The following is a 26,788-nucleotide window of genomic DNA, read 5'->3' on the forward strand; positions in this document are numbered from 1 at the left end:
ACAGGACGGCCCCGCCCAAGACAGCGGCCGTCATAGGGACGCAAGCCGCCATGCAAGTGAAACACCTGCTGCTGATCGCCATCCTCGCATTGACCGCTGCTTGCTCATCGAAGGAAGTCGTCGACGAAAACCTGAGCGAAGCCGAGCTGTATCAGCAGGCTCAGACCGACCTGGACAATAATAGCTACACCAGCGCCACAGCCAAGCTGAAGGCTCTGGAGTCGCGCTATCCGTTCGGTCGCTACGCCGACCAGGCACAGCTTGAACTGATCTATGCCAACTATAAAAACTCCGAGCCGGAAGCTGCCAAGTCCGCCGCCGAGCGTTTTATCCGTTTGCACCCACAGCACCCGAACGTGGACTACGCCTACTACCTCAAGGGCCTGACCTCGTTCGACCAGGACGTCGGCCTGCTGGCGCGCTTCCTGCCGCTGGACATGACCAAGCGTGACCCGGGCGCCGCTCGCGACTCGTACAACGAGTTCGCCCAGTTGACCAGCCGCTACCCGAACAGCCGCTACGCGCCGGACGCCAAGCAGCGCATGATTTACCTGCGCAACCTGCTGGCTGCCTACGAAATCCACGTGGCTGACTACTACCTGACCCGTCAGGCTTATGTAGCCGCTGCCAACCGTGGCCGTTACGTGGTGGAAAACTTCCAGGAAACCCCATCGGTCGGCGACGGCCTGGCAGTGATGACTGAGGCCTATCAGCGTCTGCATCTGGACGACCTGGCCGCTAGCAGCCTGGAAACCCTGAAGCTCAACTACCCGAACCACCCGAGCCTGCAAGATGGTCAGTTCGTGCCATCGGTGGCCGAAGCCGACAACCGCTCGTTCCTGAGCAAGGCCACTCTGGGTCTGATCGAGTCGCGTCCACCGCTGCCGCCGGGAGAAACCCGCGCCAACCAGGACGTGCAGAAACAGTTCCAGGACGCGAAAGACGCGATCCCGAACGAGCTCAAGCCGAAAGACGAAAACGGCGACGTGATCGAAGAGCCAGCGCCGGAATCCAGCAGTTCCGACCGTTCGTGGTTCAGCTACATGACGTTCGGCCTGTTCGACTGAATACAGCCGATGCACAGAAAAAGGGAGATCTTCGGATCTCCCTTTTTCATGGGCGCGCTTGAATAGACTGTGCGCGTCTCGGGTCCTTGGCTAAACTGCCGGATCATCAGTCGAAAAGCCGCTCATCATGCTTCGTTTATTGTTCTGGATTGCCGTGATTTTCGCCGCGTTCTGGTTGTGGCGTAAGTTCAAGGCACCCGCCGCGTCCAATCCATCCCGTCGCGATCCTCGCGAACAAGACGCCGCACCGATGGTGCGCTGCGCCCACTGCGGCGTTCACCTGCCGCGCGACCGTGCGCTGAGCCTTCAACAACAGTGGTATTGCAGCCAGGCTCACCTCGAGCAAGGCCCGGGCTCCAGTGATCGCTGAGGCCGCCAGCGCCCACAGCAAACAGGCGCAGCGCCTGCTGCGCCTCTACCATCTCTACCGTTTAAGCGTCGGCATCACCCTGGTGCTGTTGATCTCCAGCAACATGGACAACCGCCTGCTGACCTCGGCCAACGACGATCTGCTGCGCGGCGGCAGCTGGCTGTATCTGGTGCTCAACATTCTGTTGGTGGTGTTCTTTGAAAACACCCGGCGCCCGACTCAGCTGTTCACGCTGGCGCTGGTCGACGTGCTGTTGTTGTGCGGTTTGTTCTACGCGGCCGGCGGCGTGGTCAGTGCCCTGGGCAATCTGCTGATCGTTTCGATCGCGATCAGCAATACCTTGCTGCGGCGGCGTATCGGCCTGCTGATCGCCGCCATTGGCGCGCTCGGCATTGTCGGCCTGAGTTTCCTGCTCAGCTTCAGCCATCCCCTGAGCGCCAATGAATACCTGCAGGCCGGCACCCTCGGTGCGCTGTGTTTCGCCGCCTCACTGCTGGTGCAAGGATTGATCAGGCGTCTGGAGGTCAGTGAAACCCTGGCCGAACGCCGCGCCAGCGAAGTGGTCGGTCTCGAAGCGCTCAATGCGCTGATCCTGCAACGCATGCGCACCGGCATTCTGGTGCTCGACGGAGCGCGCCGGGTGCAACTGGCCAACCACAGCGCGCAGATCCTGCTCGCGCAATCCCATCTTCAAGGGCATCTGATCGACGACTATTCGCCGGCACTGGTCGATCGCCTGCAATTGTGGATGAACAACCCGACCCTGCGCCCGCAAAGCCTGAAAATCCCCGGCAACGGCCTCGAACTGCAAGCCAGCTTCATCGCCCTGGACCAGAGCCCGAACCCACAGACCCTGGTGTTTCTCGAAGACCTCGCGCAAATCGCCCAGCAGGCCCAGCAACTGAAACTGGCCGCCCTCGGCCGCCTGACCGCCGGCATCTCCCACGAAATCCGCAATCCGCTAGGCGCCATCAGTCATGCCGCGCAGCTATTGGGGGAATCCGAGGAACTCGATGGTGCGGATCGCCGTCTGACGCAGATTATTCAAGACCACTCCCAGCGCATGAACCGAGTCATCGAAAACGTCCTGCAACTGTCCCGCCGCCAGCAGAGTGCACCGCAACGCCTGGATCTCAAGCCGTGGCTGGAAAACTTCGTTGCCGAAAGCCGCGAACAGGCCACTGAGCGTCAGCAGATTCACTTACGGATCAATTCGGGGGACTTCACCACCCTGATGGACCCCAACCAGCTCACGCAAATTCTCGACAATCTGTTGCGCAACGGCTGGCGCCACAGCGCCCTGCTGCACGAACAGGCCGAGGTCTGGCTGGCCCTGTTCGTCGACCCCGCCAGCCAGCTGGCGGTGCTCGAAGTACGGGACAACGGCCCCGGCGTCGCGCTCGATCAACAGGCACATCTGTTCGAACCGTTCTTCACCACCAGTAGCCAGGGCACCGGCCTTGGGCTTTATCTATCCCGTGAGCTGTGCGAAAGCAATCAAGCGCGCCTAGACTTCCAGTCACGCCAAGACGGCGGCTGCTTTCGCATCACCTTTGCTCACGGACGGAAACAAAGTTGAACACGAGCCCACGGCAAAAAATCCTCATCGTCGACGACGAGCCGGATATCCGCGAACTCCTGGAAATCACCCTGGGACGGATGAAACTCGACACCTTCAGCGCGCGTAATCTCGGCGAAGCCCAGGCCCTGTTGCAGCGCCAGCCCTTCGACCTGTGCCTGACCGATATGCGCCTGCCCGATGGCACCGGCCTGGATCTGGTACAACACATTCAGCAACGTTATCCACAGCTGCCGGTGGCGATGATCACCGCATATGGCAGCCTCGAAACCGCAATCAACGCGCTGAAGGCCGGGGCTTTCGACTTTCTCACCAAACCGGTGGACCTCACCCGCCTGCGTGAACTGGTCGGCACCGCCCTGCGCATGCCGGTGGCCGGTGGCGTGTGCACCTCGATTGACCGACGCCTGCTCGGCGACTCGTCGCCCATGCGCAATCTGCGCAAACAGATCGACAAACTCGCCCGCAGCCAGGCGCCGGTGTACATCAGCGGCGAGTCCGGCAGCGGCAAGGAACTGGTGGCGCGGCTGATCCACGAACAAGGCCCGCGCGCCAGCCAGCCCTTCGTGCCGGTGAACTGCGGGGCCATTCCTTCGGAATTGATGGAGAGTGAATTCTTCGGTCACCGCAAAGGCAGTTTTACCGGTGCGGTCGAGGACAAGCCCGGACTGTTCCAGACAGCTCACGGCGGCACATTGTTTCTCGATGAAGTGGCGGACCTGCCGCTGTCCATGCAAGTGAAACTGCTGCGGGCGATTCAGGAAAAAGCCGTGCGCAGCGTCGGTGGCCAACAGGAAACCGTGGTCGATGTGCGTATTCTGTGCGCCACCCACAAGGATCTGGACGCCGAAGTGGCTGCTGAACGCTTTCGTCAGGATCTGTATTACCGGCTTAACGTCATCGAATTGCGCGTGCCGTCATTGCGCGAACGACGCGATGACATTGAAGTGCTGGCAGCGCACGTGCTCAAGCGCTTGGCCAAGGACACCGGCCAACCGCCGGCGCGACTGCACCCGCAAGCGCTGGAAACCCTGAAGAACTACCGCTTTCCGGGGAATGTGCGCGAGCTGGAAAACGTCCTCGAACGGGCGCACACCTTGTGTGAAAACCGGACGATCGAAGCTGAGGACTTGCGCCTGAGCGAGGGTAACTGCGCAGCGGGTGGCGCAATTGCCGACCTGACGCAAATCGACAACCTGGAAGATTATCTAGAGAACGTCGAACGCAAGTTGATCCTGCAGGCGCTGGAGGAGACGCGCTGGAATCGCACGGCGGCGGCGCAGCGCTTGAGCCTGTCGTTTCGGTCGATGCGTTACAGGTTGAAGAAACTCGGTCTGGATTGAGGCCACCTTCGCGAGCAAGCCCGCGCCCACATTGGATTTGTGACCGACACGATCAACTGTGGGTGCGGGCTTGCTGGCGAAAACGGTCTGCCAGACCGTGGAAAAATATCTGACTAAATGCGGCCTTCAGGCGCATACGGTGCCGGATCAATGATCGGTGTCCGCCCCAGCATCACATCGACAAACAACTGACACGACGCCGGCGCCAGCACCAACCCGTTACGGTAATGCCCGCAGTTCAACCACAAACCCGCGAACCCCGGCACCCGGCCGATGTACGGAATCCCTTCCGGCGAGCCAGGACGCAACCCGGCCCAATGCCCCACCACCTCGGCATCCGCCAACGCGGGAATCAACTCGACCGCCGACGCCTTGAGGCTTTCCAGCGCCACATCGGTCGGCGTCTTGTCGTAGCCTTCGTGCTCCAGCGTACTGCCAATCAGGATGTGCCCGTCACGACGCGGAATCGCATAGCGTCCCTTGGCCAGAACCATGCTCGGCAGGAAATCGGCCGCGCATTTGTACAGAATCATCTGGCCTTTGACCGGCTCGACCGGTAGCGACAGGTTCAGCGTCTTGAGCAGATCGCCGCTCCAGGCGCCGGCCGTCAGCACGATCTGATCGCCCTCGATCACGCCAGTTGAAGTCTGCACGCCCACCACCCGCTCGCCCTGACGCACAAACCCGCTGACTTCGCATTGCTCGCGAAGGGTCACGTTCGGCAGCGCCTGCAACGCCGCCTTCAGCGACTTGACCAGACGCGGGTTTCTGACGTTGGCGACATCGGCCATGTAGATCGCCCGCGAAAATCCACCGCCCAGCACCGGTACCGCATCGTGTGCTGCCGAGATATCCACAGACCGCAACGGACGGTTCTCCCGTGCGGCCCAGGCCAGTGCCTCGGCTTCGTCATCCAGATCCAGCCAGTACAGGCCGGTGGTGTGCACTTCGGGATCAACGCCGGTATCGGCAAACAGGCGTTCGCCCAGCTGTGGATAAAAATCCTGCGACCAGTGCGCCAGCGCGGTGACGGCCGGGCTATAGCGCCACGGGTACAGCGGAGACACGATGCCGCCACCGGCCCAGGACGATTCCTGGCCGAGGTCCGAACGATCCAGCAGCACCACGCTGCGCACTTCGGAGGCGAGGTTGTAGGCGGTCAGCAGGCCAATCACCCCGCCACCGACAATCACCACTTGCTGTTGCCTGGTCATGTTTGATCCAACCGTGAAAAAGACAGTGGGCGCAAAACGCGCCCTTGAGAAAGTACCTCAGCGGCCCCAGCAATCCTTGGTGGTCAGCCCGGTGGTAGCGTTATTCATGCTTCTGACGCCGGTGTTGGTCAGGGTGAAGTCCCCGCACTTGTCGGTCGCCATGGTAGTGCCGGCCTTGCGGGTGGCGGTCAGCAGAAAGGTCTGGTCGGTGACCGTCGGGGTGAGCGTGTAAAAGTCATTGCCCGCGCTCAGACCGGTAATGCCGGTGTAGACGTTGTTTTTGGTATAGAAACGCTCGAGGATCTGCGCCTGTTCCGAGAGCAGCGAGACCACCTCGGCGCGCCGTCCCTTTTTCAGGTATTCGGTGTAGCTCGGTGCGGCGATGGTGATGATGATCCCGATGATCGCAATCACGATCATGATTTCGATCAGGGTGAAGCCCCGGTTGACTCTGCGCATGCCTCAAACTCTCACTTACTGTATTTGTCGCCACATGATACGACGGCTACCGCCGCCGGATTTTTCCACCAGTGTGGTGACGGTGCCACTGGAATCGTTGACGATCTTGCGGGTCGCGCCATTGATGATGGCGTTCAGGGTCGGAATGCCACCAGTGAACACCACACCACTGGAAATCGTGTCGTTGCTGTCGACCACGCCGTCGGCGTTGGTGTCGAGCACCGCGTAGTTGAGCATCTTACCGCTGAACGCATCGAGTTCGACCAGTTTGCCGCTGCCGAAACTGGCACACGGGTCAGTGGTGTCGACATTGGCCGTGGTAAACACGATGCGCCCGAGCACCAGGCTGGCCTGATTGATCACCCGCTCACCGGTCAGCACGCTGTTGTACACCAAGGGCAGATACCAGCCCTTCTCCCCAGGATATGTCGTGTCGTTCTGGCTGGTGGTGATGAACTGCCCGGTGCTGCCGGAAAACACCCCGGTGACCGCCTGCGCCTGCAAACTGCTGACCGTCAGTTGCCCGGCACCACCGTCGGCATCCCACACCGAATAAAACGCCTGCAAATCCTTGTTGGTCTTGTCGGCGGTCTCGTTGAATTTGCCGGAGCCGAAAAAAACCTGCTTGCCGCCCAACGAGTTGTCCGCCAGCAGCGGCTGCGCCGTGATCGGCTGGGTCGGCCCGCCCGCCGTGGTGAACAACGGCTTGCCGGAAAACGCCAGGCCCCAGCTGTTGGTCGAGGTCGCGCTGAGGTCGAATTTCCACAGACGCCCTTTCAAGTCGCCGCCGTAGGCTGCCTGCACCACGTTTGACGAATTGACCTTGAGCTTCACCGACGACAGACCATTGGTGGTTTCGCTGCTGTCTATCACGATCTTCTTGATCAACGAACCGTCACGCACATCCAGCACATACAACGCCGCCACCCCGGAGTTGCTGCCGTAACCATTGGCAATGAACGCAGCCCAGCGACCATCGGCCAAGCGTGCCACTTCCGGCCGCGCGTAGGCATAACCCAGATCATTAAAAGCGTTGGCGGTGTTTGCCGTGGCGGGCGCACTGACTTCCCACAGGGCATTGAGCACATTGCCCGCCGCAGCGTCGAACAGCTGCAAGGCATAGAAAGTCTTGCCACCAGCGCCGGTGCCGCCAATCGCCAGGGTTTTCCAGGCACTGTTGAGTTGCGCGTCATACACGCCGACCTGCCCGTCCACCAGAAACTTGTGGCTGACGCCGTTGACGTACGCCGGGTCGGCAATCAGCCGCAGCGACGGCAGTACGCTGGACGGCATGTAGGCATAGCGCCGGGTGCCGTTGGCGGCGTTGATGACGTTGACAAAACCATCGTTGGCATTCACCACCAGGCTGGGGTTCATGTTCGCCGCCTTGGTGGTCAGGTAAGTGCTGTAGGTGCTGTCGCCTGACAGGTCGGAGGCGGTTTTGTCGCTGGGTGAAGCCAGCACCAGCGGCGAGTTGATGATGTCGCCGAGCAATACGCTGCGCACCTTCAGCCCGGTTTTGTTGGTGCCCTTGCTCCACTCCACCAGATCGCTGCCGCTGATGCCGCTGGGCAGGCCTTGACCGAGCGTGGTCTGCTGGGTCGCAGAAAAGTTGCCGTACGCCAGGGTAACGGCGGCGTTGCTGGAGGTGTTCCACGATTGATAGGTCGGTGCGGTTGCGCCCGGAACGATGGTCGTGTCGGAGGTCCACAAGGCCGCGGAGGTATTCACCGCGCCGGCCGAGGTGAAGCCGAAGGATTTGATCGTCCCGCGCCAGTCCCTGGGATCGTAGCTGGTCTGGAAATAACTGGTGCCACTGGCCAGCGTGGTGCCGCTGGTGACGCCGCTGCCACCGGAGCCGGCTTTGGAGGTGATGTCACTCAACGCCGAGGACAGTGCGCTGTTGAGGCCAGTGCCGTCGGTCGCCTGGTAATACTTGCCCTGCCCATAGCTGGCCGCATCCAGGAGCATGTCGTTGTCGGCGGTAAAACCCACGGTGTAGGTGTTCATGTTCTGCTTGGGAAAATCCACGGCGTTCCAGCTTTTGCCGGCGGCGTCAGTCCCCGATGAACGCATGTCGATGTCGAAGGCGAATTTGGCGATGTCATCCAGATACAGCGTGTCACCTTCGTCGTCGCCATTGCGGTTGTCGCCGTCATTGTTGATGCCGTCCCAGTTCGGCAGACGACTGCCGCCCAGCGGGTCATTGGTGGGAAACGTGCGATCGAAGGTCGGCAGACCATCGGTGATGACCACGCCGTAGTTTTTCTGGCAGCGGTACTGGATCGGACTGGTGTAGGTGGTCGGCGTGCTGTTGTAGTACGGCGCCATGCCGCGCATGTAGCGGGTGATTTCGTAATAGGTTTCCGCCAGCGGCGTGTTGGCCACGGCACTCAAGCCGTTGATCGACGAAATCAGCGCGTTGTAGTTGGCGTCGGCCTGGGCCTGAGTCACGCTGCCGGAGACCGGCGACAGGTCACTGATGGATCGAGCGATGTAACCACCATTGCCGGAGTTGTTGTTGGTGACCGGATTGAAGGTCGACAGTCCCATGCGCAAGGTTCGGTTGCTGGCGACCAGCGCGGAGGACACATTGCGTGCCACGTTGATCCGGTAGTCGTTGGGAATCGCTCCGGTGGTGAAGTCGCGCGTGCCGTTGCTGATCGCCAGCCCGACCACGTAGGAAATGTAATCCCCCGTGTAGCGGGTGTTGCCGCCGCCCACCGGATCAGGCAGTTTCAGACACAGCGGCGCCACGCTGTTGTTGTAAAAAGCATACGCCCCACCGGAGCATCCAGACGTTGGCAGGCTTGACAAGAACACCGGATCGCCAGTAATCGTGGGTGCATTGAGGACCGAGCACAGCCCGAGGAACGCGTTGCACTGCCTGGCCGGCGTGCGAGTGACGTTCGGATCGAACCCCGCTGCATAAATGATGCTGTTCATGCTCCCGGAATCGTCGATCAGCAACATCACATTGGGCGGCACCGCTGCCGCACTCAAGAGTGGAGAATCGGACGGGGTGAACGCATAGGCCGGCGCAGCCAGATACAAGCCCGCCAGCATGCCCGCCAACAGTCTCCAGCAGCGCTCAATACTTCGCATAGACACTCTCCACCACACTGCGCGAAGTGCCGGCGATACCGACCGCGGTCACTCGATACAGTGTCGCCGACGTATTGCTCGGCACGTTCACCGCCGTCAGGGTGGTGCCGATGTTCTGCACGCCATAGAAGCCATTGCCGGCGGCGATCCACGTCACCCCCGAGGTCGAATTGAGCCCCGCCGCACTGACCACCGATGACTCTGCCGGCGGCGCACATTGCGCAGTACTGGCACACACGGCCAGCGAATAACTGTCGAGTTGCACCGCACTCTCGCCGATGCGCAACGCCGCCTCGGCAGTCTGGAACGATTGATTGCGCAGGCTGACACTGCCGGCCATTTTTTCCTGCAGGTTGGCACTTTGCATTGATGACAGCCCCACCAGGGTCAGCAATAACAGGAACACCAGGCTGACCAGCAGCACCATGCCGCGCTGGGTGCGTCGCTGATGCAAAGAAATCCTCATTGGCCCGGCCCTCACTGCAAGCGGTTGCGCAACGCGGCAACCACGTTGAAGGTTTGATTGGCCACCCGGTTGTTCGGGTCGGTGAGGGTCAGGCTCAGGCGCACGCTGCGGATGCGCGCCGGATCGCCGGGGTTGCTGCTGTAAGAGGACGCCGCGACATCGGTGGCGGACGAGGCCAGACCGAAGGTCACGTTAAAGGCACTGACGTTATTCACCAGCACCTGCTGGGTCGGCGTGCCGCTGCCGGTGCCCATGAGGATCTGGTTGTTGCTGAAGCTGTAGATCAAGCGGCGGATCGGAAAGGCGATCTGCCCGCTCGCGGCGGTGCGCAATCCGGTATAGGCCGTGGCGCTGTTGCGGCAATCGGAGACCACCGTCCAGGTCGGCGTGCCACCATTGCCGCCGACGTCGGCGGTGACCAGGGTCAGCTTGAGGTTGCTGTTGTCCCAACTGATCGGGGTGAGCTGTGCCGCATTGAAATCCCCGGCCGAACTTGCGTCGGTAATGCTGCCGAGGCAGCCGAACATACCAACCATGCGCAGCTCCTGGATCATCTTGCTCAGCACAAAACGTGCGTCCTCCTGCATCGCCGCCCCGGTGTTCTGGCTGACATAGGTGTTTTTCGCGGCGAGAAACGTCTGCACCACCCCCAACACCACGATCAGCCCGAGCGCCAGGGCGATGAGCATTTCAATCAGGCCGAACCCCCGATTGTGATGCTTCATGGCGTGGCCACCGGGTCGACTGCGGCGCGACTGGTCAGGACGAAACTGCGCGTGGTGCCCGTGGCATTCGCGGCCCGTGAGTCATTCCAGTTGATGGTGATGGTGTACACCCGCTGATTGAGGGTGATCGTGCCGGTAGCGGTCGGCCCGCCGAAATTGATGATGTTGGTGGTGAAGTCGTAGAGGTCCTGATCGCGGGCGACGCCGAGGTTGCCCGAGGTCGGCGGCGTGCCCGTGTAATCGGCCGCGGCGTTGGCGCGGATGCGGTCCATCATGTCGTAGGCGATGAAGCTGGCCTGACTGGTCATCCGTGAACTGTCGGTGTACTTCAGCGCATTGAGTTGCACCGCTGCCGCGCCCAATATGCCGACGGTCAGAATCAGCAACGCAACCAGCACCTCGATCAGCGACATGCCCTCCTGTGCCCTTAAGCTCCCTGCCCTCATCCGCAACTTCCACCCCATTGAATTCGTCCGTTGAGACACACGTTCAGCGTCCTGCTTTGCGTTCCCAGCACGTAACTGATGACCACCGCCGTCGACGGTGCCGCCAGACCACCCAGATTGTTGAAATCCAGTGCAGTCACTCCTGAGGGTAGCGTCAGAGTCGCGCCGCTGCTCATCGCTGGAACAACCCGCAATACATTGGCCGCATTGCCAGTACCGTCGTAGACCGACAACTCGCCGGTCCACACGCTGCCACCGGCGCTCGGCCGCAGGCGCGTGGTCACGCCGCGGTCGATCGCCTCCAGTCGCGCGTAGTTGAGGGCACGCTGCAGGTCGCCCATTTCGGTGTCGGCCTTGCTGCTCTGGATCGAACGGGTGAAGCCCGGCACCGCCAGGGTGAGGAGAATCACCAACACGGCGATCGCGACCAGCAACTCGGGCAGCGTGAAACCTTTTGTACGATGATTCATCCATGCCCTCCGTTGCCGTCGGCTATACCTGCCTCTACAAACTAGAACATTCAACCGGCCTGTGTCGGTTGATTTGCCGTGCCCGGCGCAAGGATTGCGCCGGGCCTCAGGCTTCAGGGAGGAAGTCGTCATGCCGCAACAGGGTTTCAGTCTGATTGAATTGCTTATGGGACTGGCGATTGGCGTAATTGTTCTGGCGCTGGTCAGTCCGGCGTTTGCCGCTTTCACCGAAGCGACTCATCGCGACCAGGCTGCGCAGTCCTTGCTCGACGGCATCCGCAATGCCCGAACACAGGCCATCACGCGCAATCAGAGCGTGGTGATTCACGGCATCAACGGCGACTGGAGTCAGGGCTGGCGGATCATTCTGGATATCAGTGGCAAGGGGCCGCAGGACAGCGACAACCCACTGCTACAGGAGCGGGCGAGTGCCCAGCGGATACCGATTGTTGGCAATTGGGCGGTCAGTCGTTACGTGCGCTTCAGCAGTCTGGGGCAACCGCTGATGCCCGGGCGAGCGTTTCAGGCAGGGACGTTACATCTGTGTTCGGCACACGAACCGGTCAGCCAGTTGCAGGTGGTGCTGGCGGCGACCGGTCGGGTGCGCCTGACCCGGGAGAAAACCGGGCAGGCGCTGTGCGAGAAAGCGCAAAGCGTTAAATCGAGCGGACGCGCAGTTCTTTCGGCATCGAGAAGGTGATGTTCTCTTCGCGCCCGGCCAGCTCATCGGCACCGGTCGCGCCCCACGCCTGCAATTGCTGGATCACGCCGCGCACCAGCACTTCCGGCGCGGAAGCACCGGCGGTGATGCCGATACGCTCGACGCCATCGAACCAGCTCTTCTGCAGATCCTCGGCGCCGTCGATCAGGTAGGCCGGCGTGGCCATGCGCTCAGCCAGCTCACGCAGGCGATTGGAGTTGGAGCTGTTCGGGCTGCCCACCACCAACACCACGTCGCATTCGTCGGCCAGTTGCTTGACCGCGTCCTGACGGTTTTGCGTGGCGTAGCAGATGTCGTCTTTGCGCGGGCCACCAATGGACGGGAAGCGACTGCGCAGTGCGTCGATCACGCGGCTGGTGTCGTCCATCGACAGCGTGGTCTGGGTCACGAACGCGAGTTTTTCCGGGTTACGCACTTGCAGTTCAGCCACATCCTTCTCGTCTTCGACGAGGTAGATCGCGCCGCCGTTGCTGGCGTCGTACTGGCCCATGGTGCCTTCGACCTCCGGGTGACCGGCGTGGCCGATCAGGATGCACTCACGACCGTCGCGACTGTATTTCGCAACTTCGATGTGCACCTTGGTCACCAGCGGGCACGTGGCGTCGAACACCTTCAAACCACGACCGGCGGCTTCGTTGCGCACGGCCTGGGAAACGCCGTGGGCACTGAAGATCACGATGACGTCGTCCGGCACCTGATCCAGTTCTTCGACGAAGATCGCGCCCCGATTACGCAGGTCTTCGACCACGAACTTGTTGTGCACCACTTCGTGGCGTACGTAGATCGGCGGCCCGAAGACTTCCAGGGCGCGGTTGACGATTTCGATCGCCCGGTCCACGCCGGCGCAGAAGCCACGGGGGTTGGCGAGTTTGATTTGCATGCTGTGCCTCGTGTCTTGCGCGCAAGAAATAACGAAAACTGTGGAAAACATTGTGGGAGCGAGCTTGCTCGCGAAGAGGCCATCACCTGCAACATTACTGTTGGCTGACACACCGCATTCGCGAGCAAGCTCGCTCCCACATTTGACTTCATAGAGCCAGTCAGATCGCTTTAACGTTGATGATCTCGACGTCAAAGGTCAGCGTCTTGCCGGCCAGCGGGTGGTTGAAGTCGACGGTCACTTGCGCGTCGTCGAACTCTTTCACCACACCCGGCAGCTCAGTATTGGCCGCATCGTTGAAGATCACCAGCAAACCCGGTGACAGCTCCATGTCGGCAAACTGCGAACGCGGGATGACCTGTACGTTTTGCGGGTTCGGCTGGCCGAAGGCGTTTTCCGGCTCGACGGTCAGCGTGCGCTTGTCGCCGGCCTTGAAGCCGAACAGTGCGGCTTCGAAACCCGGCAGCAGATTGCCGTCACCGACCTTGAAGGTCGCCGGGGCTTTGTCGAAGGTGCTGTCGACCGTGTCGCCATTCTCCAGGCGCAATGCGAAGTGCAAGGTGACTTCCGTGTTCTGACCGATGCGTTGCTCAGCCACTACCTGTTCAGTCATGAACGGCTTCTCCGGTTTTCTTCGGTTTGAACATGTCCAGTGCCAGCATTATCGCGCCAACGGTGATCGCGCTGTCGGCGAAGTTGAATGCCGGGAAGTACCAGCGGTTCTGCCAGTGCACCAGAATGAAGTCGATCACATGGCCCAAGGCAATGCGGTCATACAGATTGCCCAGCGCACCGCCCAGCACCAGCGCCAGCGCGACGGCCAGCCAGGTATCGTTGCGGCCCAGGCGTTTGAGCCAGACCACCAGCACTGCACTGACCACAATCGCGATCAGGGCGAACAGCCAGCGCTGCCAGCCGGAGCTGTCAGCCAGGAAGCTGAACGCCGCGCCGGTGTTGTAGGCCAGGGTCCAGCTGAAGTAATCGGGAATGATCACGATCTGCTGGAACATTTCGAGCTTGTTTTCGAAGTAGAACTTGCTGGCCTGGTCGATGACCAGAACCAGCAAACTCAACCAGAGCCAGCTCAACCGTCCGAAACGGCCAACGGAATCAGGCATAGTGACGAACCTCGCCGGCGCCGCTGATGTTGTCGACGCAACGGCCGCAGATTTCCGGATGCTCCGGGTTCACGCCGACGTCTTCGCGGCAGTGCCAGCAACGGGCGCATTTCGCGAAGGCCGATTTGACGATCTTCAGTTTCAGACCGCTGACTTCGGTGGTGACCGCGTCCGCCGGTGCCTGAACGAAAGGTGCCACGCTGGCAGTCGAGGTGATCAGGACAAAGCGCAGTTCGTTGCTCAGCTTGGCCAGGTCGGCGCTCAGCGCGTCTTCGGCGAACAGCGTCACTTCGGCCTGCAGGTTGCCACCGACGGCTTTGGCCGCACGCTGGATTTCCATCTCTTTGTTGACCGCAACCTTCACTTCCATGATGCGATCCCAGTAAGCGCGACCCAGCTCGAAGCCTTCCGGCAGCTCGGTCAGACCTTCATACCAGGTGTTGAGCATGACGGATTCGTTGCGCTCGCCCGGCAGGTACTGCCACAGCTCGTCGGCAGTGAACGCGAGGATCGGTGCGATCCAGCGCACCAGCGCTTCGGAGATGTGGAACAGCGCGGTCTGGCACGAGCGACGGGCCTTGCTGTCGGCGCCGGTGGTGTACTGGCGATCCTTGATGATGTCGAGGTAGAAACCACCCAGCTCCTGCACGCAGAAGTTGTGGATCTTCGAGTAGACATTCCAGAAACGGTATTCGCCGTAGTGCTCTTGCAACTCGCGTTGCAGCAGCAGGGTACGGTCCACGGCCCAGCGATCCAGCGCCAGCATGTCTTCAGCCGGCAGCAGGTCGGTGGCCGGGTTGAAACCGGTCAGGTTGGAAAGCAGGAAGCGCGCCGTGTTACGGATGCGACGATAGGCGTCCGCACTGCGTTGCAGAATCTGCTCGGACACGGCCATTTCGCCGGAGTAGTCGGTCGACGCGACCCACAGACGCATGATGTCGGCGCCCAGGGTGTCGTTGACTTTCTGCGGCGCGATCACGTTGCCCAGCGACTTGGACATCTTGCGGCCGGACTCGTCGACGGTGAAACCGTGGGTCAGCAGCTCGCGGTATGGCGCGTGGTTGTCGATCGCGCAACCGGTCAGCAAGGACGAGTGGAACCAGCCGCGGTGCTGGTCGGACCCTTCCAGGTAGAGGTCGGCGCGTGGACCGGTCTCGTGGCCCATCGGGTGCGAACCGCGCAATACGTGCCAGTGGGTGGTGCCCGAATCGAACCAGACGTCGAGGGTGTCGCTGATCTTGTCGTACAGCGGCGCTTCGTCGCCCAGCAGTTCGGCGGCGTCGAGCTTGAACCAGGCTTCGATGCCTTCGACTTCAACGCGCTTGGCCACTTCTTCCATCAGTTCGACCGTGCGTGGGTGCAGCTCGCCGCTTTCCTTGTTGAGGAAAAACGGGATCGGCACGCCCCAGTTGCGCTGACGGGAGATGCACCAGTCCGGACGGTTGGCGATCATCGAGTGCAGGCGCGCCTGGCCCCAGGCCGGAACGAACTTGGTGTCTTCGATGGCTTTGAGCGAGCGTACGCGCAAGGTGTCGCCGCTGACTGGTTCTTTGTCCATGCCGATGAACCACTGCGCGGTGGCGCGGTAGATCAGCGGGGTCTTGTGGCGCCAGCAGTGCATGTAGCTGTGTTCGATGACGGTGGTGTGCATCAGCGCACCGACTTCGGTCAGCTTGTCGACGATGGCCGGGTTGGCCTTCCAGATGAACTGGCCGCCGAAGAACTCCAGCGACGGCACGTACACGCCGTTGCTCTGCACCGGGTTAAGGATGTCGTCGTTGACCATGCCGTATTTCTTGCAGGTCACGAAGTCGTCCACGCCGTAGGCCGGGGCGGAGTGAACCACACCGGTGCCGGCGCCCAGTTCCACGTAGTCGGCCAGGTAGACTGGCGACAGGCGGTCGTAGAACGGGTGACGGAAGTTGATCAGCTCCAGCGCCGAGCCCGGCGCGATGGCCAGTACGGTGCCTTCAACGCCGTAACGGGACAGGCAGGATTCAACCAGCTCTTCAGCCAGGACCAGCAGCTTGTCCCCGATATCGACCAGGGCGTAGTTGAATTCCGGGTGTACGTTCAGCGCCTGGTTGGCCGGGATGGTCCACGGGGTGGTGGTCCAGATCACGATCGAGGCAGGCTTGCTCAGCGACGGCAGACCGAACGCGGCGGCTAGTCTGGCTTCGTCGGCGATCGGGAAGGCCACGTCGATGGTCGAGGACTTCTTGTTCTCGTACTCGACTTCAGCTTCGGCCAGGGCCGAACCGCAATCGAAGCACCAGTTCACAGGCTTCAGGCCCTTGAACACGAAACCGCCCTTGACGATTTCGGCGAGGGCGCGGATTTCACCGGCCTCGTTCTTGAAGTCCATGGTCTTGTACGGGTTGGCGAAGTCGCCCAGCACGCCGAGGCGGATGAACTCGGTCTTCTGCCCTTCGATCTGCTCGGTGGCATAGGCACGGCACAGCTCGCGGGTCTTGTCCGCGCCCAGGTTCTTGCCGTGGGTCACTTCAACCTTGTGCTCGATCGGCAGGCCGTGGCAGTCCCAACCTGGAACATACGGCGCGTCGAAACCCGACAGGGTCTTCGAGCGGATGATCATGTCCTTGAGAATCTTGTTCAGTGCGTGACCGATGTGGATCGTGCCGTTGGCGTACGGAGGGCCGTCGTGCAGGACGAACTTCGGACGATCCTTGCCAATCTCGCGCAACTTTCCGTACAGGCCAATACTGTCCCAGCGCTGCAGGATCTGCGGTTCGCGCTGTGGCAGGCCGGCCTTCATTGGGAAGGCGGTGTCCGGAAGGTTTAGCGTGGCTTTATAGTCGGTCATTTAAGGCTCTTCATTAGCGATGGGCGCTAGGTGCGGCTAGTGCACGGGCGGCGGCGACATCCGCGTTGATCGCCGTTTTCAGTGCCTCCAGGGAGGCGAAGCGCTGCTCTTCACGCAGCTTTTGGTGGAAAACCACCGTCAGACGCCGGTCATACAGATCGCCGGCAAAATCCAATAGATGAACTTCAAGGTGGGCCTTGCCATCACCTTGCACCGTGGGCCGGACGCCAATATTGGCGACGCCGGGCCAGGTCTTGCCGTCGATGTCCACATCCACCAGATAAACCCCGGTGAACGGCACGCGACGACGCTTGAGTTGAATGTTGGCAGTGGGCGTACCCAGTTGCCGGGCCAGTTTCTGGCCGTGCAGCACGCGACCGGCGATCCGGTACGGGCGACCGAGCAAGCGTTCGGCCAAGGCAAAATCGGCGGCGGCCAACGCGTTGCGCACCTGGGTGCTGCTGACGCGAATGCCGTCCAGCTCGACGGTTTGCGCGGCTTCCACGGTAAACCCGTGGACTTGTCCGGCCTGCATCAGGAAATCGAAATCGCCGAGGCGGTCGCAACCAAAGCGGAAATCATCGCCGACTTCCAGATGCTGCACGCCAAGGCCATCGACCAGGATGGTATCGACGAACTCACTGGCGCTGAGCTTGCTCAACCGCTGGTTGAACGCCAGGCACAGGACCCGGTCGACGCCTTCGGCGGCCAGCAGTTGCAGCTTGTCGCGCAAGCGTGCCAGACGTGCCGGCGCGGTCTCGGGAGCGAAAAATTCCCGTGGCTGCGGCTCGAAAATCACCACGCAGCTGGGTACGCCCAACTCGAGCGCACGCTCACGCAGTCGGGCCAGGATAGCCTGGTGACCACGGTGAACACCGTCAAAGTTGCCAATAGTGGCGACGCAGCCCCGATGCTGGGGGCGCAAGTTGTGGAGGCCTCGAACCAGCTGCATAACGCGCTTCTTGCTCATAAAGTGGTCGATTATAACCACACCCGACGGCCGACGACAGGCGACACCGTAACGCAAAGTGATCGAGCCGACAAAACTGCCGGCCCACGCCCGTCTTTCAAGGATGAAACCTCAGCTCAACGCCTTGCGATTGAAGTCGCGCAGACGGAAACCGAGCAGCAGCAACATGCCGAAGTACGCCACCACGCCCGCAATCACCAGAGCGCCCAGACGCAGGAAGCGCTCAAACATGTGCCCCTGATCCCAGGCGGGCATGAAATGCATGCCGAGCAACAACACCGCCGACATGACCGCCACCGCCACCACCAGTTTGAAACCGAATTTGGCCCAGCCCGGCTGCGGCTGATACATCTGCTGTTTGCGCAATTGGTAGAACAGCAGCCCGGCGTTGAGGCAGGCACCGGCACTGATCGCCAAGGCCAGACCGGCATGGGCCAACGGACCGATCAGCATCAGGTTGAACAACTGCGTGCAGACCAGGGTGAAAATTGCGATTTTCACCGGCGTGCGGATGTTCTGTTGCGCATAAAAGCCCGGCGCCAGCACCTTGATCACGATAATCCCCAGCAAACCGACAGAATAGGCAATCAGCGCGCGCTGGGTCATCTCGGCATCGAAGCCACTGAACTGACCGTACTGGAACAATGAAACGGTCAACGGTTCGGCAAGAATGCCCAACGCCAGCGAACACGGCAGCACCAGCACGAAGCACAGGCGCAAACCCCAGTCGAGGATCCGCGAATACTCATGACGATCCTTGCTGGCGTAGGTCTTGGCCAGGGTCGGCAACAGGATTGTGCCCAGTGCCACGCCGAGTACGCCGGACGGCAACTCCATCAAACGGTCGGCGTAATACATCCACGACACCGAACCGGCCACCAGAAACGAGGCAAAAATGGTGTTGATGATCAGCGAAATCTGGCTGACCGACACGCCGAGGATGGCCGGCAGCATCTGTTTCATCACCCGCCATACACCGCTATCGCGCAGGTTCAGGCGCGGCAGTACCAGCATGCCGATCTTTTTCAGATGCGGCAGCTGATAGAGCAACTGCGCCAGACCACCGACCAGCACCGCCCAGCCAAGGGCCATGACCGGTGGATCGAAGTACGGCGTCAGGAACAGCGAGAACACGATCATGCTGACGTTGAGCAGCGTCGGCACGAAGGCCGGCACCGAGAAGCGGTTCCAGGTATTGAGGATGGCCCCGGCCAGCGACGACAGGGAGATCAGCAATATATAGGGGAACGTCACCCGCAACAGGTCGGAGGTGAGCTGGAATTTTTCCGGCGTATCGGTGAAACCGGGCGCCGTGGCCCAGATCACCCACGGTGCGGCAATCATGCCCAACGCGGTGACCAGCGCCAGCACCAGGGTCAGCAGACCTGACACGTAGGCAATGAAGGTGCGTGTCGCCTCCTCGCCCTTCTGGCTTTTGTATTCGGCCAGAATCGGCACAAAGGCTTGCGAAAACGCGCCCTCGGCAAAGATACGCCGCAACAGATTGGGCAATTTGAAGGCAATAAAGAAGGCGTCCGTTGCCATCCCGGCGCCGAATGTGCGCGCGATGAGGGTGTCGCGGACAAACCCGAGAATCCGGGAAAGCATCGTGATAGAGCTGACGGCGGCCAACGATTTGAGCAGATTCATTGAGGGAATGTGTGCCTGTCGATAAACAGCAGGCGAACAATGCGCCCACTTGTGCGATACTCCGCGCCGCAACAGCACAGAGCCAAAGCTCGCGAGTTTACAGGTCAAGCGCCGGAAATAAATATCCCGCCTCTTTATACCTACCACTTAGCGGAACGATTGAAGTGCCCTTGACAAGACTCCAACTCATCGGCATGATTCGCGGCCTATTTTGTTTGCTATTTCCTAAAAAGTCTTTCGAGGAGCTCGACGGTGGCCAACTCACCTTCCGCCAAAAAACGTGCAAAACAGGCTGAGAAGCGTCGCAGCCACAACGCCAGCCTGCGTTCCATGGTTCGTACCTACATCAAGAATGTAGTTAAAGCCATCGACGCAAAAGACGCTGAAAAAGCTCAAGCTGCATACGTTCTGGCTGTGCCAGTTATCGACCGCATGGCCGATAAAGGCATCATCCACAAGAACAAGGCTGCTCGTCATAAGAGCCGTCTGAATGGCCACGTCAAGGCACTGAAAGAAGCTGCCTAAGCGACGTAGTCATTAAAAAACCGACCTCAGGGTCGGTTTTTTATTGCCTGCAATTTGAGAAACGCAGCACGAAAAAATATAGGAGCGAGCCCGCTCGCGACAGGTGCGTCAGTCAAAGTTGATCTCGACCGACACACCACTATCGCGAGCAGGCTCGCTCCTACAGTGGCTTTGCATTGTTATTGCTGGACCGGCACCCACGGCAGGATCGGGATGGCCGTCACCGCATTCTGCGGACTGCCCTCGATCAGGCGATCGCTGTAGACCAGGTACACCAGCGTATTGCGCTTCTTGTCGAGGAAACGCACCACCTGCATGGTCTTGAACACCAGCGAGGTGCGTTCCTTGAATACCTCATCGCCATCCTTCAGATCACCCTTGAACTTGATCGGGCCGACCTGACGGCAAGCGATCGACGCTTCGGCGCGATCTTCCGCCAGCCCCAGACCACCCTTCACCCCACCAGTCTTGGCGCGCGACAGATAGCACGTCACGCCATCGACCTTCGGATCATCGAAGGCCTCCACCACGATCCGGTCATTCGGGCCGACGAACTTGAACACCGTCGACACCTGACCGATTTCCTCGGCCGAGGCCAGCAATGGCAACGCCATCAACAGACCCAACAATCCTTTTGCCATGCGCATCGCGTTTTCCTCAGACCAGAATCAGGTTGTCACGGTGAACCAACTCCGGCTCAGCCATGTAGCCCAGCACGCCGACAATCGCATCCGACGACTGACCGATGATTTTTTGCGCTTCCAGAGCACTGTAGTTGGCCAGACCCCGGGCGATCTCACGACCGTCAGGCGCCACGCAAACCACCATTTCGCCGCGACGGAAGCTGCCCTGCACCAGCTTGACCCCGACCGGCAACAGACTCTTGTTGCCTTGCGACAACGCCGACACCGCGCCCTCGTCCAGCACCAGCGTGCCGCGGGTTTGCAGATGCCCGGCCAGCCACTGCTTGCGCGCCGCCAGCATGCCGCGCTCAGGCGACAGCAGCGTACCAATGCGCTCGCCAGCCTTCAGGCGATCGAGCACACGCTCAAGACGCCCACCCACAATGATGGTGTGCGCACCGGAACGCGCCGCCAGCCGCGCCGCGCGCAACTTGGTCTGCATGCCGCCACGCCCCAGCGCACCGCCGGTACCGCCCGCCACTGCATCCAGGGTCGGATCATCGGCGCGCGCTTCGTAGATCAATTGCGCGTCCGGGTTGTTACGAGGATCGGCATCGAACATGCCGTCGCGATCCGTGAGAATCACCAGCAGATCCGCCTCGACCAGGTTGGCCACCAGCGCCGCCAGCGTATCGTTGTCGCCAAAACGGATTTCGTCGGTGACCACCGTGTCGTTTTCGTTGATCACCGGGATGACCTTCAGCTCGACCAGGGCGCGCAAGGTGCTGCGGGCATTCAGGTAACGCTTGCGGTCGGACAGGTCGTCGTGGGTCAGGAGAATCTGCGCCGTATGCCGGCCATGCTCGGCAAAGCTTGATTCCCAGGCCTGCACCAGGCCCATCTGGCCAATCGCTGCGGCCGCCTGGAGCTCGTGCATCGCACTGGGTCGTGCGGTCCAGCCCAAGCGACTCATGCCGGCCGCCACTGCCCCGGAGGACACCAGCACCAACTCGACGCCAGCCTCATGCAAGGCCACCATCTGCTCGACCCAGACACTCATAGCCGCACGATCCAGCCCTTTGCCATCAGCTGTCAGCAAAGCGCTGCCGATCTTCACGACCCAACGCTGCGCACCTGTCACTTTGCTCCGCATCATCTTCAACCTTAGCTTGAGGACAGCGCGACCCAGCGCTGCCCGTGACGTTAATCGTGGCTATTGGTCACCAACGATCGATTTCCAGATACCAAAACGCCGCTCGATTGAGCGGCGTTCAAGTTTATCGCAACAGATCAGTCACGCACGTAAATGATTTCCGGACCGTCTTCATCATCCACATCTTCTTCGTCCCAGTCATCGTCGCCGATGTCATGGACCGACTTCACGCCGCTGCGACGCAGGGCACGCTTGTCATCCAGCGCCTGAAGCTGCGCACGGGCTTCGTCTTCGATGCGCTGATCGAGATCGGCCAACTCTTCCTTGTAGGCAGGGTCGTTGGCCAGGCGATCAGCACGATCTTCCAGATAACGCATGATGTCGCGCGTCAGGCGCTCGGTGCCTTCTTTGGCGATGGCCGAGATCACATAGACCGGACCTTCCCACTGCAGGCGCTCAACGATTTCCTTGACGCGCTCTTCGTGCTCTTCTTCGAGAATCTGGTCGCATTTGTTCAGCACCAGCCAGCGATCACGCTCGGCCAGCGACGGACTGAACTTGACCAGCTCGTTGACGATCACTTCAGCCGCATCCGGCGCACTGCTGTCATCCAGCGGCGCCATGTCGACGAGGTGCAGCAACAGACGGGTACGCGCCAGGTGCTTGAGGAAGCGAATGCCCAGACCAGCACCATCGGACGCACCTTCGATCAGCCCCGGAATGTCAGCGATGACGAAGCTTTTCCAGCGATCGACACTGACCACACCAAGGTTCGGCACCAGGGTGGTGAACGGGTAGTCGGCGACTTTCGGCTTGGCTGCCGAAACGGAACGGATAAAGGTACTTTTACCGGCGTTCGGCAAGCCCAACAGACCAACGTCAGCCAGCACCTTCATTTCCAGCTTCAGGTCGCGCTGCTCACCCGGCTTGCCCGGTGTAGTCTGACGCGGCGCGCGGTTGGTACTGGATTTGAAACGGGTGTTGCCCAGACCGTGCCAGCCGCCCTGCACCACCATCAGTTTCTGACCCGCCTTGGTCAGGTCGCCGATGACTTCCTGAGTGGCCGAGTCGATCACGGTGGTGCCGACCGGCACGCGCAGGATCAGGTCTTCACCCTTTTTACCGGTGCAGTCGGTGCTGCCGCCGTTGGAGCCACGCTCGGCATCGAAATGCCGGGTGTAACGGTAGTCCACCAGGGTGTTGAGGTTTTCGTCGGCCATCATGTAGATGGAACCGCCGTCACCGCCGTCACCGCCGTTCGGGCCGCCGTTTTCAATGAATTTTTCCCGACGGAAACTCATGCAGCCATTGCCGCCGTCACCGGCTTTTACGCGGATCGATACTTCGTCTACAAACTTCATAACTCAACGCCTCTCGCCATACGGACGAGCCGAAAAACAATCAAGACATAAGACTCTTGCAAAAATGAGCGCAGCGACCCCAAAACACGACCTGCATCGCACGCCGACAGCCCATACAAACAGTTTTGCAAGAGACTCACCCCACAAACGAAAAAGCCCCGTCGCAAGACAGGGCTCTTCCAGCGATCTCGCGATTAAGCCGCGACAACGCTCACGTAACGACGACCGAAGGCGCCTTTTACTTCAAACTTGATCACGCCTTCGATTTTCGCGAAGAGGGTGTGATCTTTACCCATGCCAACGCCGTAGCCAGCGTGGAATTGGGTGCCGCGCTGACGCACGATGATGTTGCCGGCCTTGATGACCTGGCCGCCATACATCTTCACGCCAAGGCGTTTGGCTTCTGAGTCGCGACCGTTACGGGTACTACCACCAGCTTTTTTGTGTGCCATGAGTTCAATTCTCCTAGTGAGGAATTAGGCTGTAATTAAGCCTGAATACCGGTGATTTTGATCTCGGTGTACCACTGGCGGTGGCCCATACGCTTCATGTGGTGCTTACGACGACGGAACTTGATGATGCGGACTTTATCGTGACGACCTTGGGAGATCACTTCAGCCACAACGGTAGCGCCAGCAACAACTGGAGCGCCGATATTCACGTCGTCGCCATTGGCAACCAACAGAACGCGATCAAAGGTAACGGATTCGCCGGTAGCGACTTCCAGTTTTTCGATCTTCAGGTATTCACCTGGGGCGACTTTGTATTGCTTGCCGCCAGTAACGATTACTGCATAAGACATGGTATTTCTCCGATAATCCTGCTCACCCAGCTCTTTATAAGAAGAGGTATTGGCTGGCATGGCTGCATGGGGCTGGAACGGCCCAAGTGCAATTGCGTAAGGCAGGTGCTGCCCAGGAAGTTCAGGGTGCGCGATTGTACGCAAGCTGCCGCTGCCATGCAAGTGGCCGTCCATCGCGCCTTGACAGGCCCCGGTGTGGGTCCTAGCATGCCGCGCAACCCTTCTGGAGCGACTCTCGCTGATGCAACCCCAAGCTTTCTACCGCGCGGTGGCGGACGATTTTAGCGCCGTCGACGGCATCATCAAGAAGCAACTGACGTCCCGAGTGCCGCTGGTATCGAAAATCGGCGATTACATCACTTCGGCCGGCGGCAAACGCCTGCGTCCTTTATTAGTGTTGTTGTGTGGCAAGGCCCTGGGCCGCGAAGGCGATGACCTGCGCCTGCTGGCCGCCACCATCGAATTCCTGCACACCGCAACCCTGCTGCATGACGACGTCGTCGACATGTCCGGCATGCGCCGTGGCCGTTCGACCGCCAACGCCATGTGGGGCAACGCCCCGAGCGTGCTGGTCGGCGACTTCCTGTACTCGCGCTCGTTCGAAATGATGGTCGAACTGGGCTCGATGTCGGTGATGAAGATCCTGTCCCAGGCCACACGCATCATCGCCGAAGGCGAAGTGTTGCAGTTGTCCAAGGTTCGCGACGCCAGCACTACCGAAGAAACCTACATGGAAGTCATCCGCGGCAAGACCGCGATGCTCTTCGAAGCCTCGACCCACAGCGCCGCCGCACTGGCGGGCGCGACTGCCGAGCAGAGCGAAGCCCTGCGCACCTTCGGCGATCATCTGGGCGTGGCGTTCCAACTGGTCGACGACCTGCTCGACTACAAGGGCGACGCCGAGACCCTGGGCAAGAACGTCGGTGACGATCTGGCCGAAGGCAAGCCGACCCTGCCGCTGATCTATACCATGCGCGAAGGCACGCCAGAGCAGGCGGCACTGGTGCGTCAGGCGATCCAGAAAGGCGGGATCGAAGACCTGGAAAGCATCCGCATCGCCGTGGAAGCCTCGGGTTCGCTGGACTACACCGCACAACTGGCGCGTGATTATGTGGCCCGTGCAATCAAGTGCCTCGATGCGCTGCCGGCCAGCGAGTACCGCGATGCACTGGTTGAATTGAGTGAGTTTGCGGTCGCCCGCACGCACTGATTACCGCGCAATCAAACAGCCGCAGCCTTCCCCCGAAGCCTGCGGCTTTTTGTTGCCTGCCCACCAAGCGCTAAAACCTTATACAATGTGCGACTTTTAGCGAACCACATCCCTCAAGGAGCCTTAGTGAGCACGTTGCCACCCTGCCCGAAATGCAATTCCGAATACACCTACGAAGACGGTGCCCAACTGATCTGCCCTGAGTGCGCCCACGAGTGGTCGGCCAGCGGCGAAGCTGAAGTGGCGTCCGATGATGCCGTGAAGAAGGATTCGGTTGGCAACGTCCTGCAGGATGGCGACACCATCACCGTGATCAAGGACCTGAAGGTCAAGGGCACCTCGCTGGTGGTCAAGGTCGGCACCAAGGTCAAGAACATCCGCCTGTGCGATGGCGACCACGACATCGACTGCAAGATCGACGGCATCGGCCCAATGAAGCTCAAGTCCGAGTTCGTCAGAAAAGTCTGATCCGGCTGTCAGCCATCCCGCGCCCGGCGCGGGATGGTGCTTCGCCCTCCCCGCCTTGCCCCTGCACGCACACGTAATAGCCAGACGCCAGCCGTTTTGACCTTACGCAATCTTTACCCGGAAAAAATCCCGATCCGCCAATAGGCACTTGCTATTTGACGAATAAGAATTATTCTCATTGAAACCTTTCAAGGAGATGAGACCCATGACTTATTTGATCGACGCCTGGCTGGATCGTCCACACCCTTACCTCAGGATCCTGCATCGGGAAACCGGAGAAGTCTGTGCGGTACTGGAAGAAGATGCCCTGCATGAGCTGCAGGATCAGGGCGATCTGGACGTCAGCAGCCTGAATTCCAGCGAACCGCTGGTGCTCAAGGAGCTGGTGCGCAATCTGTTCCTGTTCTGCTATGCCCGGGCCTTGCGCCCGACCCATGAGCTGAATCACAAGATCGAAATATGAAGCCCCAAAAAAATTGTAGGAGTGAGCCTGCTCGCGATAGTGGCATATCAGGCAACTGAGTAGTCGACTGAACAGACGCCATCGCGAGCAGGCTCACTCCTGCATTAGCCCGCCATCAAGGCAGGCCTGGCATTACAGAACGTCCAGCAACTCGACGTCGAATACCAGCACGCTGTGCGGCGGGATGCTGCCAACGCCTTGCGCGCCGTAAGCCAGTTCGCTCGGCACGTACAGACGCCATTTGCTGCCGGCATTCATCAGTTGCAGGGCTTCGGTCCAGCCAGCGATCACGCCGCCGACCGGGAATTCAGCAGGCTGGCCACGCTCGTAGGAGCTGTCGAACACAGTGCCGTCGATCAGGGTGCCGTGGTAGTGAGTACGCACGGTGTCTTCACGGGATGGCTTGGCGCCTTCGCCCTGGGTCAGCACTTCGAATTGCAGGCCGGAAGCCAGGGTCGTGATGCCTTCACGCTTGGCGTTTTCAGCCAGGAAAGCCAGGCCTTCACCAGCAGCCGCTTCAGCTTTGGCCGCCGCTTCGGCTTGCATGATCTCGCGGATCACTTTGAAGCTGGCGGACATTTCTTCCTGACCCACACGGCTTGGCTTGCCGCCGAACGCGTCGGTCAGACCAGCCAGGATGGCGTCCAGGCTGACACCCGGTGGCGGGTTGTCGCGCAGCTGGTCACCCAGCTGACGGCCGATGCCGTAGCTGACGCGGGTTTCGTCGGTGGACAGATTTACTTCGGACATGACACTGCTCCGCTGTGCGGACGGCC

General features: G+C 60.6%; 28 protein-coding genes. 9 read left to right on the forward strand and 19 right to left on the reverse strand.

The features are described from left to right. Positions 1–50: 50 nt before the first annotated feature. The 4 genes from HV782_RS24960 (at position 51) to HV782_RS24975 (ending at position 4,359) form a co-directional block, all read left to right on the forward strand. Positions 51–1,067 (forward strand): outer membrane protein assembly factor BamD, encoded by a 1,017-nt coding sequence (locus tag HV782_RS24960; protein ID WP_128616133.1) that lies wholly within the window; start codon positions 51–53, stop codon positions 1,065–1,067. A gap of 127 nt (positions 1,068–1,194) precedes the next feature. Continuing rightward, the gene (locus HV782_RS24965) at positions 1,195–1,437 is read left to right on the forward strand and encodes a PP0621 family protein (RefSeq protein ID WP_128616134.1); all 243 of its coding nucleotides are present in this window, start codon (positions 1,195–1,197) and stop codon (positions 1,435–1,437) included. Further along, positions 1,427–3,016, forward strand: a complete 1,590-nt coding sequence (locus HV782_RS24970; RefSeq protein ID WP_186747889.1) for a sensor histidine kinase — start codon at positions 1,427–1,429, stop codon at positions 3,014–3,016. Before HV782_RS24965 ends, HV782_RS24970 begins: the two co-directional genes overlap by 11 nt. After that, positions 3,013–4,359, forward strand: a complete 1,347-nt coding sequence (locus tag HV782_RS24975; RefSeq protein ID WP_186747887.1) for a sigma-54-dependent transcriptional regulator — start codon at positions 3,013–3,015, stop codon at positions 4,357–4,359. Before HV782_RS24970 ends, HV782_RS24975 begins: the two co-directional genes overlap by 4 nt. Before the next feature lie 113 nt (positions 4,360–4,472). Here HV782_RS24975 and thiO read toward each other — a convergent pair whose 3' ends face one another. From thiO to HV782_RS25010, 7 genes are read right to left on the reverse strand one after another with little or no spacing between them, the layout of a single operon-like run. Then, positions 4,473–5,573: a glycine oxidase ThiO gene (thiO, locus tag HV782_RS24980; RefSeq protein WP_186747885.1), complete on the reverse strand. Its 1,101-nt coding sequence runs from the start codon at positions 5,571–5,573 to the stop codon at positions 4,473–4,475. Positions 5,574–5,630: 57 nt separating this feature from the next. Next, a complete protein-coding gene (locus tag HV782_RS24985; RefSeq protein WP_123464035.1) occupies positions 5,631–6,032 on the reverse strand; it encodes a type IV pilin protein in 402 nt (133 codons plus the stop codon). Positions 6,033–6,047: 15 nt separating this feature from the next. Continuing rightward, positions 6,048–9,137, reverse strand: coding sequence for a pilus assembly protein (locus HV782_RS24990; protein WP_186747883.1), 3,090 nt, complete (start codon positions 9,135–9,137; stop codon positions 6,048–6,050). After that, a complete protein-coding gene (locus HV782_RS24995) occupies positions 9,124–9,603 on the reverse strand; it encodes a pilus assembly PilX family protein (RefSeq protein ID WP_123464031.1) in 480 nt (159 codons plus the stop codon). Before HV782_RS24995 ends, HV782_RS24990 begins: the two co-directional genes overlap by 14 nt. Positions 9,604–9,614: 11 nt before the next feature. After that, positions 9,615–10,328 (reverse strand): PilW family protein, encoded by a 714-nt coding sequence (locus HV782_RS25000; protein ID WP_186747880.1) that lies wholly within the window; start codon positions 10,326–10,328, stop codon positions 9,615–9,617. Next, on the reverse strand, positions 10,325–10,774 hold the full coding sequence (pilV, locus tag HV782_RS25005) for a type IV pilus modification protein PilV (RefSeq protein ID WP_123464027.1): 450 nt from the start codon (positions 10,772–10,774) through the stop codon (positions 10,325–10,327). The genes HV782_RS25000 and pilV overlap by 4 nt, the downstream gene beginning before the upstream one ends. Continuing rightward, positions 10,771–11,244, reverse strand: a complete 474-nt coding sequence (locus HV782_RS25010; protein WP_186747878.1) for a GspH/FimT family pseudopilin — start codon at positions 11,242–11,244, stop codon at positions 10,771–10,773. The genes pilV and HV782_RS25010 overlap by 4 nt, the downstream gene beginning before the upstream one ends. Before the next feature lie 130 nt (positions 11,245–11,374). Here HV782_RS25010 and HV782_RS25015 point away from each other — a divergent pair, with 130 nt between their 5' ends. Next, positions 11,375–11,944 carry a GspH/FimT family pseudopilin gene (locus HV782_RS25015; protein ID WP_186747876.1) on the forward strand — a complete coding sequence of 190 codons (570 nt, stop codon included), beginning with the start codon at positions 11,375–11,377 and terminating at the stop codon, positions 11,942–11,944. Here HV782_RS25015 and ispH read toward each other — a convergent pair. From ispH to murJ, 6 genes are all read right to left on the reverse strand, one after another. Continuing rightward, on the reverse strand, positions 11,901–12,845 hold the full coding sequence (ispH, locus tag HV782_RS25020; RefSeq protein WP_123464021.1) for a 4-hydroxy-3-methylbut-2-enyl diphosphate reductase: 945 nt from the start codon (positions 12,843–12,845) through the stop codon (positions 11,901–11,903). The two genes, HV782_RS25015 and ispH, sit on opposite strands and share 44 nt — an antisense overlap. A 160-nt stretch (positions 12,846–13,005) precedes the next feature. Beyond that, on the reverse strand, positions 13,006–13,458 hold the full coding sequence (gene fkpB, locus HV782_RS25025) for an FKBP-type peptidyl-prolyl cis-trans isomerase (protein ID WP_186747874.1): 453 nt from the start codon (positions 13,456–13,458) through the stop codon (positions 13,006–13,008). Further along, positions 13,451–13,963, reverse strand: a complete 513-nt coding sequence (gene lspA, locus HV782_RS25030; protein ID WP_064589254.1) for a signal peptidase II — start codon at positions 13,961–13,963, stop codon at positions 13,451–13,453. Before lspA ends, fkpB begins: the two co-directional genes overlap by 8 nt. Then, positions 13,956–16,787 (reverse strand): isoleucine--tRNA ligase, encoded by a 2,832-nt coding sequence (ileS, locus tag HV782_RS25035; RefSeq protein ID WP_123464017.1) that lies wholly within the window; start codon positions 16,785–16,787, stop codon positions 13,956–13,958. The genes lspA and ileS overlap by 8 nt, the downstream gene beginning before the upstream one ends. Before the next feature lie 13 nt (positions 16,788–16,800). Then, a complete protein-coding gene (gene ribF, locus HV782_RS25040) occupies positions 16,801–17,739 on the reverse strand; it encodes a bifunctional riboflavin kinase/FAD synthetase (protein ID WP_064589256.1) in 939 nt (312 codons plus the stop codon). Positions 17,740–17,868: 129 nt separating this feature from the next. Continuing rightward, complete coding sequence (murJ, locus tag HV782_RS25045; RefSeq protein WP_123464015.1) at positions 17,869–19,407, reverse strand: murein biosynthesis integral membrane protein MurJ; 1,539 nt, start codon at positions 19,405–19,407, stop codon at positions 17,869–17,871. A 252-nt stretch (positions 19,408–19,659) separates the two neighbouring features. Between murJ and rpsT the strand changes: the two genes are divergently transcribed. Beyond that, positions 19,660–19,932: a 30S ribosomal protein S20 gene (gene rpsT, locus HV782_RS25050; protein WP_003228351.1), complete on the forward strand. Its 273-nt coding sequence runs from the start codon at positions 19,660–19,662 to the stop codon at positions 19,930–19,932. 179 nt (positions 19,933–20,111) lie between these two features. Here rpsT and HV782_RS25055 read toward each other — a convergent pair whose 3' ends face one another. The 5 genes from HV782_RS25055 to rplU form a co-directional block, all read right to left on the reverse strand. Beyond that, positions 20,112–20,579: a CreA family protein gene (locus HV782_RS25055; RefSeq protein ID WP_123464013.1), complete on the reverse strand. Its 468-nt coding sequence runs from the start codon at positions 20,577–20,579 to the stop codon at positions 20,112–20,114. Positions 20,580–20,589: 10 nt separating this feature from the next. Continuing rightward, positions 20,590–21,708 (reverse strand): glutamate 5-kinase, encoded by a 1,119-nt coding sequence (proB, locus tag HV782_RS25060; protein ID WP_027612826.1) that lies wholly within the window; start codon positions 21,706–21,708, stop codon positions 20,590–20,592. Between the two features lie 137 nt (positions 21,709–21,845). Next, the gene (gene cgtA / locus HV782_RS25065; RefSeq protein WP_064589260.1) at positions 21,846–23,069 is read right to left on the reverse strand and encodes an Obg family GTPase CgtA; all 1,224 of its coding nucleotides are present in this window, start codon (positions 23,067–23,069) and stop codon (positions 21,846–21,848) included. 194 nt (positions 23,070–23,263) lie between these two features. Continuing rightward, entirely contained in the window at positions 23,264–23,521 is a 258-nt protein-coding gene (gene rpmA / locus HV782_RS25070; protein WP_003228360.1) for a 50S ribosomal protein L27, read from the reverse strand. A 35-nt stretch (positions 23,522–23,556) separates the two neighbouring features. Then, complete coding sequence (rplU, locus tag HV782_RS25075) at positions 23,557–23,871, reverse strand: 50S ribosomal protein L21 (RefSeq protein WP_007950961.1); 315 nt, start codon at positions 23,869–23,871, stop codon at positions 23,557–23,559. A gap of 241 nt (positions 23,872–24,112) precedes the next feature. Between rplU and HV782_RS25080 the strand changes: the two genes are divergently transcribed. From HV782_RS25080 to HV782_RS25090, 3 genes are all read left to right on the forward strand, one after another. Then, positions 24,113–25,081, forward strand: coding sequence for a polyprenyl synthetase family protein (locus tag HV782_RS25080; RefSeq protein ID WP_186747872.1), 969 nt, complete (start codon positions 24,113–24,115; stop codon positions 25,079–25,081). A 126-nt stretch (positions 25,082–25,207) separates the two neighbouring features. After that, the gene (locus HV782_RS25085; protein ID WP_025108781.1) at positions 25,208–25,549 is read left to right on the forward strand and encodes a zinc ribbon domain-containing protein YjdM; all 342 of its coding nucleotides are present in this window, start codon (positions 25,208–25,210) and stop codon (positions 25,547–25,549) included. Between the two features lie 205 nt (positions 25,550–25,754). Next, the gene (locus HV782_RS25090) at positions 25,755–26,012 is read left to right on the forward strand and encodes a PA4570 family protein (RefSeq protein WP_123464008.1); all 258 of its coding nucleotides are present in this window, start codon (positions 25,755–25,757) and stop codon (positions 26,010–26,012) included. A 132-nt stretch (positions 26,013–26,144) separates the two neighbouring features. On the opposite strand, the gene bamJ is transcribed toward HV782_RS25090, so the two are convergent. Then, positions 26,145–26,762, reverse strand: a complete 618-nt coding sequence (bamJ, locus tag HV782_RS25095) for a BamJ family beta-barrel-assembly machinery protein (RefSeq protein ID WP_123464005.1) — start codon at positions 26,760–26,762, stop codon at positions 26,145–26,147. Between the last annotated feature and the right edge of the window lie 26 nt (positions 26,763–26,788).

This window comes from Pseudomonas monsensis, assembly GCF_014268495.2.
GTDB lineage: Bacteria > Pseudomonadota > Gammaproteobacteria > Pseudomonadales > Pseudomonadaceae > Aquipseudomonas > Aquipseudomonas monsensis.

Coding starts and splice junctions, on each gene's coding strand:
- HV782_RS25080 (WP_186747872.1), top strand. CDS start 24,113: ATGCAACCCCAAGCTTTCTACCGCGCGGTGGCGGACGATTTTAGCGCC.
- HV782_RS25090 (WP_123464008.1), top strand. CDS start 25,755: ATGACTTATTTGATCGACGCCTGGCTGGATCGTCCACACCCTTACCTC.
- pilV (WP_123464027.1), bottom strand. CDS start 10,774: ATGAGGGCAGGGAGCTTAAGGGCACAGGAGGGCATGTCGCTGATCGAG.
- ribF (WP_064589256.1), bottom strand. CDS start 17,739: ATGCAGCTGGTTCGAGGCCTCCACAACTTGCGCCCCCAGCATCGGGGC.
- HV782_RS24990 (WP_186747883.1), bottom strand. CDS start 9,137: ATGCGAAGTATTGAGCGCTGCTGGAGACTGTTGGCGGGCATGCTGGCG.
- proB (WP_027612826.1), bottom strand. CDS start 21,708: ATGCGGAGCAAAGTGACAGGTGCGCAGCGTTGGGTCGTGAAGATCGGC.
- ileS (WP_123464017.1), bottom strand. CDS start 16,787: ATGACCGACTATAAAGCCACGCTAAACCTTCCGGACACCGCCTTCCCA.
- lspA (WP_064589254.1), bottom strand. CDS start 13,963: ATGCCTGATTCCGTTGGCCGTTTCGGACGGTTGAGCTGGCTCTGGTTG.
- murJ (WP_123464015.1), bottom strand. CDS start 19,407: ATGAATCTGCTCAAATCGTTGGCCGCCGTCAGCTCTATCACGATGCTT.
- HV782_RS25055 (WP_123464013.1), bottom strand. CDS start 20,579: ATGCGCATGGCAAAAGGATTGTTGGGTCTGTTGATGGCGTTGCCATTG.
- rpmA (WP_003228360.1), bottom strand. CDS start 23,521: ATGGCACACAAAAAAGCTGGTGGTAGTACCCGTAACGGTCGCGACTCA.
- rplU (WP_007950961.1), bottom strand. CDS start 23,871: ATGTCTTATGCAGTAATCGTTACTGGCGGCAAGCAATACAAAGTCGCC.
- HV782_RS25000 (WP_186747880.1), bottom strand. CDS start 10,328: ATGAAGCATCACAATCGGGGGTTCGGCCTGATTGAAATGCTCATCGCC.
- thiO (WP_186747885.1), bottom strand. CDS start 5,573: ATGACCAGGCAACAGCAAGTGGTGATTGTCGGTGGCGGGGTGATTGGC.
- HV782_RS24985 (WP_123464035.1), bottom strand. CDS start 6,032: ATGCGCAGAGTCAACCGGGGCTTCACCCTGATCGAAATCATGATCGTG.
- cgtA (WP_064589260.1), bottom strand. CDS start 23,069: ATGAAGTTTGTAGACGAAGTATCGATCCGCGTAAAAGCCGGTGACGGC.
- HV782_RS24965 (WP_128616134.1), top strand. CDS start 1,195: ATGCTTCGTTTATTGTTCTGGATTGCCGTGATTTTCGCCGCGTTCTGG.
- HV782_RS24995 (WP_123464031.1), bottom strand. CDS start 9,603: ATGAGGATTTCTTTGCATCAGCGACGCACCCAGCGCGGCATGGTGCTG.
- HV782_RS24960 (WP_128616133.1), top strand. CDS start 51: ATGCAAGTGAAACACCTGCTGCTGATCGCCATCCTCGCATTGACCGCT.
- bamJ (WP_123464005.1), bottom strand. CDS start 26,762: ATGTCCGAAGTAAATCTGTCCACCGACGAAACCCGCGTCAGCTACGGC.
- HV782_RS25010 (WP_186747878.1), bottom strand. CDS start 11,244: ATGAATCATCGTACAAAAGGTTTCACGCTGCCCGAGTTGCTGGTCGCG.
- HV782_RS25015 (WP_186747876.1), top strand. CDS start 11,375: ATGCCGCAACAGGGTTTCAGTCTGATTGAATTGCTTATGGGACTGGCG.
- ispH (WP_123464021.1), bottom strand. CDS start 12,845: ATGCAAATCAAACTCGCCAACCCCCGTGGCTTCTGCGCCGGCGTGGAC.
- fkpB (WP_186747874.1), bottom strand. CDS start 13,458: ATGACTGAACAGGTAGTGGCTGAGCAACGCATCGGTCAGAACACGGAA.